Below are 12512 nucleotides of genomic sequence, written 5' to 3' on the forward strand. Positions count from 1 at the left end.
TGCACGTGATCCTCCGGACCTCCATCGTCCTCGTCTCGATGGTCTCGGCCGTTGCCGCGCACCTCGTCGCCGAGAGGACCGAAGAACTGTTCCCCCTGTCGGCTCCCGCCCAGATCCACATCACGTCGGGCCCAGGAGGCCAGAACGAACCTGCGACCGTGGTCGCGGACTTCGAGGGCAACGACCTGGCCGCAGCTCTCGTGACCTTCGACGCGACCCGGGAGGGCGTCCGACGCATCCTCGTCCTCTCTCCTGGATTCACAGGCCAGCCCGGGGCGCCCGGCGCCCTGGCACCGGGCAGGCAGGTTCCCGACTTCGGCACTCGTCTCGCGTCGACGCAGACCCGCGTCCTCGAGACCGGCGTCGACACGGTCTACGGCCAGTGGACCGTCTTCGGTTCCGACGGCGACATCGAACGCTCCGCTGACGACCTCCGCCGCGACGGATTCACGGCGGAGGTCGTGTGGAACGATGCAGCAGCAACTGCCGCGCAAGCCGTCACGGTGATCCCGCCCCTCCTCGTGTTCGCCGTCGCCACCTTCCTGTTCGCGACGTCGGCGGCGGCCTGGACCCTGACCGCCGGCTCACGACGGGCTCGTCGCGTCCACGGCTTTTCCCGCTCCGGGGTATCCGGCGGCGACCTCGTGAAGACGGCGACTTTCGTCGGGGCCCTGTGGGCGACGACCTGGCTCGGCTGGCTGGCGACGGCCACCCTCCTGTGGGACTCCAGTCCGAGCATCGGCCCGACCGGTCTCCTCGTGGCGCAGATCACGGCTCTGTGCGGCGGGGCCATGATCGTTATCACCGCGCTCGCGGCCCTCGCGGCCCACGGCGGGTCGCGTCCGGGGCTGCGGCCTCGCGAGCGCCGAGCGACGACGATCCTCGGGGTGGCCGCGGGCACCACCCTCCTGAGCATCGGGGCGTCCATGCTGGCCGCGACGGAGGCACTCGCGGAAGCCGACGCCGGTCTCCGCGCCGCCACGGCGAAGCACGAGTCCTGGCGCGACCGATCGGCTCGGATCATCGCTTTGCGGGCGACGGAGGAGTCCGTCGTGGAGCGTGAGGCACCCGACTGGTCCCGCTTCATCGCCAGCGAGGAGGCGACAGGCCACCTCCTGCTGAACTACCTGGACCCCGGATGTCAGGGTCTCTCGTTGATCGTCGACTGCGTGGTGGTCAACCGCACCTACCTTCAGCAGGCGGCATCGCGGGGAACGAGCGGGGTCGACGAGTTCATCGACGACACCGATGACCGGGTGCGGGTCCTCGTGCCCCTCGGTCTGGAGCCCGAGGCCGGGGCTCTCGAGTCACGTGTAAGAGAGTTCGTAGCATTCCAACGCGAGGTCGAGACGCGATTCACCTGCCCCGACGCCGACTGCTTCGCCGAGGTCCCCGTCGCAGCCGTCACCGTCCAGACATATCGCTCCCCCCTCGAGCTCCCTCTGTTGACGGCCTATCCGCGCACGGATACGGGCGAGGACGTACTCGTCGATCCCGTCGTGGTCGTCGTCCCCCCGACCCAGCGAGTCCTCAGCATGGACTACCACCTGGCGGCCATGAGCACGGGCGACGAGTTGTACACCGGTTCGTACGACGAGCTCGAGACAGCGCTTCAGGAGCACGGCATCCGCGATCTCGTCTTCGCCCATGCGGAGGTCCGGGACGAGACCGGTTCGCTCGTGCCGCAGTGGCGCGCCTGGAAGAACCAGTCCCTCGTCACGCTGTGGCTCTCGTCCCTCTTGGCTGCTGCGATGGTCCTCCTCCTCGTCTGGGCGTCAGTCCGCTCGCGTGCCCGCTCTCTGTCCGTCCGGCGCGTCCACGGCCTCGGTCCGTTCCGTCGCCACGGCCGGAAGACGATCCTCATCGGTGTACTCGGTTGTGCTGCGCCGTTCGCCTCCTTCGTGACCCCCCAGCCAGGGACCATGCCAGAGATCCCCCTAGGACGACTGATCACCGCCGGCCTGGCACTCGCCGCCGCCTTCGTCCTTCTGGCCTGGCCGACGGCTCTCTGGTGCGAGGGTCGGCCCCGCGGGACGGCCTCGTCCACCAACAAGAGAACCGCTCATCGCCCAACCGAAGGAGACATGCATGGTGCGTCCTGATGCCCTGTCCACGACCCATCGCCCGGCGTCACCCGGCAGTCCCCGCCCGTCTCTGGTCGTCACGGATCTGTCGAAGGTCCATTCAGGGCGAGAACTCTGGAAGGACGTCACCGTGACGTTCGGCGCGGGGACCACGACGTCGATCGTGGGCCCTAACGGGGTGGGGAAGTCCACCTTGCTCCATTGCCTGGGGCTGCTCGGCACATCGACATCGGGCTCGATCGCTTACGAGGGCGCCGAACTCCGCCGCGCGCGAGGTCGGACACTGCGACGTCTGCATCGCGACGTCTTCGGGTTCCTCTTCCAGGACTACGGTCTCGTCGACAGCTGGACCGTCGCCAAGAACCTCGACGTCGCCCTGATGGCCCAGAGGGTCGCGTCACGGGAGCGCGCTGGGCGACGATCCGCAGCCCTGCGACGAGTTCACCTGGAGGGGGTCGACACGACGAAGGTGTCCCGGTTGAGTGGGGGTGAGCAACAGAGAGTCGCTCTCGCCCGCCTCATCCTGCACGAGCCCCGGGTCGTCCTCGCTGACGAACCCACCGCGGCGCTCGATGACGCGAACGCCGAGATGGTCCGCGAACTGCTTCGCGAACTCGCCGACGACGGCGCCGTCGTCATCGTGGCAACGCACGACGCGCGGGTGCTCGCCGCGAGCGATCAGGTGGTCGAACTCGACGGGGCGACGGCCTTCGTCAGACCGCGCGTAGGCTCCCGACATGGGGACGACACCGACGCGAACGCTGCTGACGACGACCGCTCGTGTGGGGGCCGCGGTGGCGACGGCGGCGCTCGCCCTCGGGGTGCTGACGGCCTGCGGGGGTGACGACGACGACCCCGTGGTGACCGTCAGCCCGAGCGTGAGCCCGTCGTCGACTCCCGAGAGCCCGACTCCGGCACCCGCGTCTCCCACCGATGGCACCCCGACGCCGTCGCCGAGCCCGACCAGCCCCAGCGCGCGCCCCACCCCGGTCACGACCGACAAGCCCACCGACCGGCAGACGATCCCCCCGCAGAACTAGCGGCCTGCCCCCGTCGATCGGGCATCGCACCACGAACTGAACGTCGCACCGCGCGTGTGCGCGGTGCGACGTTCAGAAGGCGGTGCGACCCGAGCCCCGGGAGGGCCGGCTCAGTACCAGTTGACGGACTGCGAGTGCGACCAGGCGCCGCACGGAGTGCCGTAGACCGACTTGATGTAACCGAGGCCCCAGGTGATCTGCGTCTTGGCGCTCGTCGCCCAGTCGCTGCCGGCCGAGGCCATCTTGCTGCCGGGCAGTGCCTGCGGGATGCCGGTCGCGCCGCTGGCGTTGTAGGCCTTGTAGTTCCAGCCCGACTCCTTGGTCCAGAGCGAGACGAGGCACGAGAACTGGTCGCTGCCCCAGCCGTACTGCGAGGACGCGAGCGACTGGGCCGTGGCCTTGGCCCCGGCCACCGAGTTGTCGGACGCGGCGCGGGCGGCCTCGGCGGCGGCGGCGGCCTCTGCGGCGGCCTTCGCCTCGGCGGCGGCCTGTGCCTCGGCTGCGGCCTGCGCGGCGGCAGCCGCAGCGGCGGCCTGGCGGTCGGCCTCGGCGGCGGCGGACTGCACGGTCTGAGCCGAGAGCGCGGTCTTCTCGACGCGGTCGTTCAGCGTCGAGGCGTCGAGCTTCTCGTAGTCGGCGAGCGAGGCGACCTGGGTCTGCAGCTCGCTGGCGTCGGTCCGGCCCGAGGTCGAGGCGACGACCTGGTTCGCGATCTGGATGGTCGAGCGCGCCTTGGCCTGCGCCAGCGAGGTGGCGATGTCGGCCTTCTGCTGCTTGACGTCGGCGGCGTGCTGCTCGGCCGAGATGGTGTCGGCACCGGCGGCCGACATCGAGGTGACCGCGAAGCCGGTCCCCGCCACGAGGGCGACCGCGGCGACGCCTCCGATCAGCGACAGGCGGCGACGAGCGCTGCGACGGCGGCCGGCGGAGAGCGAGCGGCGCGTGGCGGGAGCCTCGGCGGTCGGGGTCGACCCGGCGGTGACGGAGTCCTCGCCGGGGGCAGGGGTGTTCTCGGTGGTCATGTGGTCCTCGTGCTCGGCCGACCCGCGCCTCCGGTCGGGCGGGGGCGCACACGGCACAGCCACGCCGGGCGCTCGGGGCGCTCACGGGTGGCCGGTGTCCACGCGACGGGGCGAGGGGCCGTGACAGGTCGGTGTCGGTCTCGCGAGGCCGTGGGGCCTCGACTCGTCCGCCACGGCTGCTCGGTCGAGAGGGGACTCGGTCGAGAGGGGCGCACGCGCCCGGGCGAAGTGACGAGTATGCAGAGACTTCCTGAGTAGAACCACACAATGCACTGTCGAACCGTGCAGTCCGGCGCATCAGCCCAGCGGATGACATCGACCCGCGCCCTCCTCATCCGAGCGAAGGAGGCGCGGGTCGGGCAGGTCAGCGCCCCCCGATCACGACGCCCCGGGCGCCGCCACGACGTCGTCCGCGACGCGGGACCGACGCCAGGACCCCGTCGCCACGTACTTGACCATCACGTTGAGCACGGCCACCGTCGGCACGGCGAAGAGCGCGCCCGGGATGCCCGCCACGTACGACCCGCCCGCCACGGCGAAGACGACCGCGAGCGGGTGCACCCGCACGGCCGAACCCATGACCAGCGGCTGCAGCACGTGGGCCTCGAGCAGGTGCACGACGAGCACTCCGGCCAGCATGACGACGGCCTGCACCGGCCCCGCGAAGACCAGGGCGACGACCACGGCGAGGGCACCGGTCACGATGGCACCGACGACCGGGATGAACGACGCCAGGAAGACCAGGATCGCGATCGGCACGGCGAGCGGCAGCCCGAGGACGAAGGCGATGAGGCCGATGCCGACGGCGTTGACCGCGGCGACGACGATCTGCACTCGGACGAACGAGGTCAGCGTGTGCCAGCCCGCCTGGCCGGCCCCGTCGACGGCCGGTCGGGCCGCCTTCGGGAAGAGGCGGACGGTCCAGGCCCAGACCCCACGGCCGTCGATCATCAGGAAGATCGTCGCGAAGAGGGTCAGCAGGCCTCCGGCCAGCAGGTGCCCGGCGGCGGTGCCGATCGAGAGCACGCCGCTGAGGATCGCCTTGCTCTCGGTCTGCAGCGCGTTCTGCGCGTCCTTCAGGTAGCCGTCGACGTCGGCGTTCGTCAGCTGGAACGGCGGCCCCTGCAGCAGGGTCGTCAGCTGGTCGTACTGCGCCACGGACTGCTTCTCGATCTGCGGTAATCCGGCCCGGATCTGCGTCACGGCGAGCAGCACGAGCCCGCCCACGACGACCACCCCGGCCAGCAGCGCCGCCACGATGGCGAGCCAGCGCGGCCACCGGTGCCGACGCAGGAACCCCGCGACCGGCACGAGGAACGCCGACACGAGGATCGCGATGAGCAACGGCACGACGATCTCCTCGAGCGTCGCGATCAGCCAGAAGAGCACGGCCAGCGCGGCGGCGACCGCGAGCAGGCGCCAGGCCCAGGCGCCCGCGACGAGCATGCCCGGGGGCAGTGCGGCTGTGGGCGGTGCGCCGCCGGGCAGTGCTGCGGCGGGCGGTGCGGCTGCGGGCGGCACGGCTGCGGGCAGTGCGGCTCCGGGTGAGGAGGCGCGGGCCGGGTCGTCCGGGACGGTGGCGGCCGCGGCGGGGTCGGCGGTGCGGGTCGCGTCGTCCGTGGCGCCCCCGTCTGTGGCTGCACTCTGGGAGCGCTGGGAGCGACGTGAGAACTTCATGAGCCGAGTGTCCGGCCGCGCGGCTATCAAGCGGCTGTGACTTCGCTGACCCGGCCCGCGCCTCCTCGGCTCGTCGGCTCGTCGTCGACCGCCGCGTGGCGGGGGCACGGGCCGCGATCGGGCCGATCAGCCCTCGGGCGCGAACCTCGGGCCGTCGTACCCGTCGCGTCGCACGTGTTCGGACCAGGCGGCGAGCGGCCGAACCCAGAGTCCCTGCTCGCCGTAGAGCGCGCGGTAGACGACGAGCGGCTCGTCGGTCTCGCTGTGCCGGGCGGTGCCGAGCACCTCGTAACGGCCGCCCTTGAAGTGGCGGTAGAAGCCGGGTGCGGGCGGGGTGTCGGCGGTCATCCCGCGAGCCTAGACGGGCGGTGAGGGGCACGATGGTCGGGTGACCCAGGACGCTCCCCGCTCGACCGCCAGCACGCCGACCACGCCGGGCGAACCCGTCGTAGACACCGACGACCGGGCTGCGCGCCGCGAGTTCGACACCCCCTCGGGCCGCGTCGTGGGCCGCGTCGACGGTGCGGTCGTGCGGGTGCTCGGGGTGCCCTACGCCGAGGCCGACCGCTTCGAGCCGCCGCGTCCGGTCGCGCCCTGGTCGTCCCCGCTGCTCGCCTTCGACCGTGCTCCTGCCTCGCCGCAGGTCGCGGCACCCGGGCTCGACGCCCTGATCGAGGGTGCCGGCGTCGGCATGGTCGACGACGAGCACTGCCAACGCCTCTCGATCACCCTGCCCGCCGACCTGCTCGCCGACGAGCGCGTGCCGGTCATGGTGTGGATCCACGGCGGCTCGTACGTGTCGGGGGCGGGTGACCTGCGCGTCTACGACCCGCGCGCCCTCGTCGCCGAGCAGCGCGTGATCGTCGTCACCGTGACCTACCGGCTGGGCATGCTCGGCTTCTTCGGCGTCGGCGACGAGGTGCCCGCGAACCTCGGGCTGCTCGACCAGCTCGCGGCGGTCCGCTGGGTGCACGACACGATCGAGGCGTTCGGTGGCGACTCGTCTCGCATCACCCTGTTCGGCCAGTCGGCCGGCGGCGACGCGATCGCGCACCTGATGATCAGCGAGGGCGCCCGGGGGCTCTTCGCCCGGGCCATCGTGCAGAGCGCCCCGCTCGGCATCGCGCGCGGCCGCAGCCGCATGGTGAAGGCGATGACGGAGGCGGTGGGCACGCCCCGCAAGGACGCCCCGCTCGACGAGCTGCTCGCCGGGCAGTCCGTGGCCGAGCGGGCGGCGAAGCGCTTCGGCCTACGCGGCGGGATGGCCTTCGGCGTCCAGTACGGGAGGGCACCGCTGCCGGCCGAGTCCGCCGCCGACGACGCCTGGCGCGAGGTCGCGCCCGAGATCGACCTGCTGATCGGTGCCACGGCCGACGAGACCGCGGTGTTCGCCGAGTTCTCCCCCTTCTTGCAACGGTTGTTCGGGCTGCCCGTGGTCGGCCGGGCGATCCGGCGCGTGATGATCGACGCCACGACGAAGGCGGTCTACCACCGGGCCGGTCGGGCCTTCGCCGACCGGCACCGGGCCGCGGGCGGGCGCGTCTCGACGTTCGAGTTCACCTGGGAGCCCGAGGGCACGGCCTTCGGCGCGGCCCACATCACCGAGCTCCCGCTGCTGCTCGGCGGCCGCGAGGCCTGGGCGCACACCCGCCTGATCGGCACCACCGACTGGGACGACGTCGAGCGCCGCGGCCGCAAGGTGCGCCAGGTCTGGGCCGACTTCGCCCGCACCGGCACGGTCGCCGCCGACGCCACGGCCGGCCTCGCCGACACGCTCGTCGTCCGCCGCCGCTGACCGGCCCGCCCTGCCCTGCCCCGCCCCGCCGAGATGTCACGACATGCCGCTCACCTTCGAACGTGAGCGGCAAGTCCTGACATCTCGGTCCCCCTCCTCCCCCCGCCCCCGCCCCACCTCGCCCCACCTCGCACTCTGTGCAAATCGCGACACCGGGCCGGCGACACGCCGCTCACATCCGTCCGTCGACGGCGTGTCCTTGCGGCGTTGTCGGGTTCGGCCCTCCGCGACGCCTGGAGGAGGTCGGGTTCGGCCCGCCGCCACGCGCGTTCCGGGTGCGGGTCGGGGTCCGGGTCGGGGCCTGGGTGCGGGTCCGGGTGCGGGTGCGGGTGCGGGTGCCGGTCCGGCAGGCTTTCCCGGCCACGAGCCGGTCAGACGGCTCCTCCCCAACCGCACTGCGCCTCCTTCCGTCCACAGGCACGGTCCGGGGTTCGCGCGCGACGGTGCCCCGACAATACGATCGACGGCAGACCCGATGCGCCGACGTCGCCGTAGTCGCCCGCCCCGCCGTGCCCCGCGGCGCCGAGCACCTGAGGACCCCCGTGAAGAAGTTCCGCCGCAACCAGGCGCGCATGCACCTCGTCATGATGCTGACGCTGACGTTCACCACCGGCATCATCGACGCCGTCGGCTACCTCGGCCTCGACCGGGTGTTCACCGCGAACATGACCGGCAACGTGGTCATCCTCGGCATGGCCATCGCGCAGGCCGACGGTCTGCCGATCGTCGGTCCGATCGTGGCCCTCGCCGCGTTCCTGCTCGGAGCCGCTATCGGCGGCCGTGTATTGCGAGGCGGCCGTGCCGGCTGGTCGGGCCGCAGCACGATCTCGTTCGGGGTGACCGGCGGCGTGCTGCTCGGGCTCGGCATCTCGACCTTCTTCGTCGTGCCCGAAGAGAACACGCCGTGGGCCTTCACGATCACCGGCCTGCTCGGCGCCGCCATGGGCCTGCAGGCCGCCGCCGCCCGCAAGATCGCCGTGGCCGACGTCACGACCGTGGTGGTCACGTCGACGATCGTCGGGCTCGCGTCCGAGTCGAAGCTCGCCGGCGGCACGGGCAAGAACTTCCCCCGGCGGGTGCTCGCCGTGGTTCTCATCCTCGCCGGGGCAGGCGTCGGGGCCCTGCTGCTGCAGGTGCACATCGGCGTCGGCATGGGCGTCGCGGGCGGGCTGACGCTGCTCGTCGCCCTGACCGGACACCTGCTGCGCGAGCGGCGGAAAGAGGTCGAAGCGCGCGAGGCCGAGGCGGCCGCAGCGACGGCGTCGGCGACTCCGACTGCCTCCGCGACGTCCGGAGTCCAGGAGGCGCGCTCGGCGACGAGCGGAGCGAACGGTGACGCTCGTGGCTGACGCTGTGCGCCACGACCTCGTCGTCCGGGCCCGTCGTGCGTTGGTCGACGGCGACTGGCGCGAGGCGAGCGTCGTCGTCCGTGACGGCCGCGTCGTCGCCATCGCCGGCCTCACCGACGAGGTCGACGCCACCGTCGAGGTCACGCTGACCGACGACCAGGTGCTGCTGCCCGGCATCGTCGACAGCCACGTCCACGTCAACGAGCCCGGCCGCACCGAGTGGGAGGGCTTCGCGACCGCGACCCGGGCCGCCGCCGCCGGGGGTGTCACGACGATCGTCGACATGCCCCTCAACAGCATCCCGCCGACGACGACGGTCGACGCGCTCGAACAGAAGCGGGCCGCCGCCGGGCCCCAGTCGGTCGTCGACGTCGGGTTCTGGGGCGGAGCGATGCCGGCGAACCTCGGCACGGGCGACCTGCGGGCGCTGCACGAGGCCGGCGTCTTCGGGTTCAAGGCGTTCCTGTCGCCGTCGGGCGTCGACGAGTTCCCCCACCTGTCGACCGAGCAGCTGCACCGGGCGATGGCCGAGCTGGCCGACTTCGACGGCCTGCTGATCGTGCACGCGGAAGACCCCGACGGGCTCGACGCCGCCGCGGCCTCGCCGACCGGCGCCGATGACGCGGCCGGCGGCGCCGAGGCCGGAGGCGGTGCCGGCGCCGGTGCCTCGTCCGCCGAAACACCCGCAGGAGGCGCGGCGTACGACGCGTTCGTCCGCTCGCGTCCCGACGTGGTCGAGCGCACGGCGATCGAACACGTGGTCGACGCCCTCCGCGCCACGGGTGGTCGTGCCCACGTCCTGCACCTCTCGTCCGCGACGGCGCTCGACACCATCCGCGCCGCCAAGGCCGAGGGCCTGCGGCTCACGGTCGAGACCTGCCCGCACTACCTCACCTTCGACGCCGAGCACATCGGTGACGGCGCGACGCAGTTCAAGTGCTGCCCGCCGATCCGTGGCGAGGCCAACCGAGAGCTGCTCTGGCAGGCGCTCGTCGACGGCACGATCGACGTCGTCGCGAGCGACCACTCCCCCTCGACCCGCGAGCTCAAGTTCGCCGGTGGCCCCGACGCCGCGCACGGCGACTTCGACGTGGCGTGGGGCGGCATCTCGGGTCTCGAGTTGAGCTTCCGTGCCGTGTGGACCGGGGCCCGGCAGCGCGGCATCCCGCTCGAGGCCGTCGTCGGCTGGATGTCCCGGGGCACGGCGGCCCTCGTCGGCCTGCCCGCGAAGGGGCGGATCTCCGTCGGCGCCGACGCCGACCTCGTCGCGTTCGCCCCCGAGACGCCCGTGACGATCGACGTCGACGACCTCTCGCACCGCAACCCCGTGACCGCGTACGACGACGCACGCCTGTTCGGCGAGGTCGCGGCGACGTGGGTGGGGGGCCGGCTGGCGGGGCCGAGCGCGCCTCCTGCGCGGTTGCTCGTCCGTCCCGACACCGGGGTCGCCTCGTGAGGGGCAGCCCCAGCGCCTTCGCCGAGGTCGCGGCGTGAGTCCGACGAAGGCGGCGGCTCCCGTCGAGGTCGCACCGGGCGTGCACTTCGTCGAGGGTCCCGCGTCGAACTGGACGATCCTCGCTGGCGACGGCACCCTGACGCTGGTCGACGCCGGCTACCCGGCCGACCTCGAGCTGGTGGAGTCGTCGCTCCGGGCCGTGGCGTCGGCGACGGGCGCCGGTGACGCCCGGCTCACGTCGGTGCTCGTGACGCACGGGCACAGCGACCACATCGGCACCGTCTCGGCCCTGCGTCGGCGGCACGGCTTCGAGGTCTTCGCGGCGCCCGCCGAGGTGCCGAACGTGACCCGCGAGCAGCTGCACCAGGTCACCGTCGGCGACGTCCTTCCGCACCTGTACAAGCCGCGGTTCGCCCGCTGGGTGCTGCACGCGGTGCGCGCCGGAGGCCTGGGCGACGTGGCCGTGACCGACGTCGTGCCGCTGGACCTCGGGGCGTCACGCACGTTCAGCGGTCACCGTGTCATGCCGACGGCCGCGGTCGGTCACACCCCCGGTCACACCGTCTTCGCGCTGCCCGACGACGACGTCCTGATCACGGGCGACGCCCTTGTCACCGGCCACCCGACCTCACGGCTCGACGGCGTGCAGATGCTGCACCCGATCTTCCACTCCGACCTCGCCGAGGCGGGCCGCACCTACGGCCGCCTGGTCGACCGCGGGGCGCGGGTCGTGCTGCCGGGTCACGGGCCGGTGCTGCGCCGCTGACGACACAGCACGGGGCCGTCCGGCTCGTGCCGGCCGCCGGCCCCGGTCATGGCGACGCGTGCGATCCCGGTCAGCAGAGCCGGCTGAGGTCCGCGACCCGGTCTGCGAGGGCGGACGGACCGCCGAGCAGCACGACCTCGTCGGGTTGCTGGAAGTCCACGGCATGGTACGTCGCGCTGGGCATGCACGCGGCGCGCGACGTGAAGAGGGGTTGGCGCAGGTACCCCGCAGCGGCAGCACCGGCCAGGGCGTCGGGGAAGTTCTCCCCGTTCGCCACGAAGACGCTCGTCTCGGTGAAGTGGTCGACGCCGTAGGGCAGTCCCCAGTGCGTCGAGAAAGCGGTCGACCCTGTCCAGTGCGAGGTCTCGTAGCGGTCGCCACCCGACAGCCTCTCCACTTCATGGGCCGTGCCGTCGACGGGCGCGACGCGTCTCAGGTCGTCGACGATGCCCTGGCTCATGACCGCGGGACCGCCGACCGGATACAGGTAGCCCGGATCGACGGCGGCGATGAGGTCTCGGGTCGGCTCGTCGAGTGACGGTGCTTCTCCGGGTACGAGGATGAGTGGCATGTCGTGGGCGCCGGCAGCGGCCGAGGCCGCGAGGGCGTCGGGGAACGATCGACCCGTGGCGACGAAGAGCGCTCCGTCGTCGAAGCTGACGTCGTAGCCGGTGTGGTCGGCGGGGTCGTAGAGGGAGATGACGTCTCGCGGCCTCCCGACGGCCGGCGCCTGCCAGGTGTCGTCCACGAACGCGTCGATCGAGATGGCGCGCGACGTGGCGAAGCGGTCCACTCCGAACACACGGTCGACGGTGGCGCCGGGAACGACGCGCTCGACCTGGTCGACGACCCGGGGCGAGAGCGACGTCTCGCCACCGACCACGACGACGCGTTCGGGGTCGAGCCGCGCGATCTCGGCGAGGACGACCGCCGGCACCTCAGTCGTGTCGGACAAGAGCAACGGCCCGCCGAGGTGTGCTGCCGCGGGGGCGGCACTCAGGGCGTCCGCGAAACCGCGTCCCGAGGCGAGGTAGACGACCCGCGCCTCCCGGGTCCTGTCGATCGCAGGCCCGACGGGCTCGACGGGCGTCTCGTCGTCCGAGAAGACGCTCTGACTGATGCGGACGGCCGTCGAGAAACGGTCGTCGCCGGCGACACGGACGACGACCGCGTCGCTTTCCGCAGCCCGGGCGGATACGGGGATCGACGTGCAGAACACGGCGGTCAGCGCCGCCGTGGCCACCAATGCCCCCATCGTCCGCCGCGTCGTCACGATCTCGTTCATCTCGTCGCCTCTCGTCACCCCCACCGCTCGAGCCGAGA

The 12512-nt window shown here is 72.5% G+C and carries 10 protein-coding genes; 6 read left to right on the top strand and 4 right to left on the bottom strand.

What is annotated here, in order from left to right; all coding sequences use genetic code 11:
* Positions 1-5 precede the first annotated feature (5 nt).
* On the top strand, positions 6-2102 hold the full coding sequence (locus ASG28_RS11740; protein ID WP_157485709.1) for a hypothetical protein: 2097 nt from the start codon (positions 6-8) through the stop codon (positions 2100-2102).
* Positions 2089-2928, top strand: coding sequence for an ABC transporter ATP-binding protein (locus ASG28_RS16120; RefSeq protein WP_082454606.1), 840 nt, complete (start codon positions 2089-2091; stop codon positions 2926-2928). The genes ASG28_RS11740 and ASG28_RS16120 overlap by 14 nt, the downstream gene beginning before the upstream one ends.
* Before the next feature lie 306 nt (positions 2929-3234).
* Here the strand turns inward: ASG28_RS16120 and ASG28_RS11750 are convergent, their stop codons facing one another.
* From ASG28_RS11750 to ASG28_RS11760, 3 genes are all read right to left on the bottom strand, one after another.
* Positions 3235-4146 carry a hypothetical protein gene (locus ASG28_RS11750; RefSeq protein ID WP_055975320.1) on the bottom strand — a complete coding sequence of 304 codons (912 nt, stop codon included), beginning with the start codon at positions 4144-4146 and terminating at the stop codon, positions 3235-3237.
* Positions 4147-4524: 378 nt separating this feature from the next.
* Positions 4525-5823, bottom strand: coding sequence for an AI-2E family transporter (locus ASG28_RS11755; RefSeq protein WP_082454608.1), 1299 nt, complete (start codon positions 5821-5823; stop codon positions 4525-4527).
* Between the two features lie 126 nt (positions 5824-5949).
* Complete coding sequence (locus tag ASG28_RS11760; RefSeq protein WP_055975322.1) at positions 5950-6171, bottom strand: DUF1653 domain-containing protein; 222 nt, start codon at positions 6169-6171, stop codon at positions 5950-5952.
* 40 nt (positions 6172-6211) lie between these two features.
* Between ASG28_RS11760 and ASG28_RS11765 the strand changes: the two genes are divergently transcribed.
* The 4 genes from ASG28_RS11765 (at position 6212) to ASG28_RS11780 (ending at position 11189) form a co-directional block, all read left to right on the top strand.
* Positions 6212-7618 (top strand): carboxylesterase family protein, encoded by a 1407-nt coding sequence (locus ASG28_RS11765; RefSeq protein WP_082454609.1) that lies wholly within the window; start codon positions 6212-6214, stop codon positions 7616-7618.
* Positions 7619-8160: 542 nt separating this feature from the next.
* Positions 8161-8967, top strand: coding sequence for a DUF1275 family protein (locus ASG28_RS11770; protein WP_235477766.1), 807 nt, complete (start codon positions 8161-8163; stop codon positions 8965-8967).
* Positions 8960-10423, top strand: coding sequence for an amidohydrolase family protein (locus tag ASG28_RS11775; RefSeq protein WP_167599054.1), 1464 nt, complete (start codon positions 8960-8962; stop codon positions 10421-10423). The genes ASG28_RS11770 and ASG28_RS11775 overlap by 8 nt, the downstream gene beginning before the upstream one ends.
* A 34-nt stretch (positions 10424-10457) precedes the next feature.
* On the top strand, positions 10458-11189 hold the full coding sequence (locus tag ASG28_RS11780) for an MBL fold metallo-hydrolase (protein WP_055975325.1): 732 nt from the start codon (positions 10458-10460) through the stop codon (positions 11187-11189).
* 70 nt (positions 11190-11259) lie between these two features.
* On the opposite strand, the gene ASG28_RS11785 is transcribed toward ASG28_RS11780, so the two are convergent.
* A complete protein-coding gene (locus ASG28_RS11785; protein ID WP_157485710.1) occupies positions 11260-12474 on the bottom strand; it encodes a cell wall-binding repeat-containing protein in 1215 nt (404 codons plus the stop codon).
* Positions 12475-12512: the final 38 nt, after the last annotated feature.

This window comes from Frigoribacterium sp. Leaf415 (genome assembly GCF_001424645.1).
GTDB lineage: Bacteria > Actinomycetota > Actinomycetes > Actinomycetales > Microbacteriaceae > Frigoribacterium.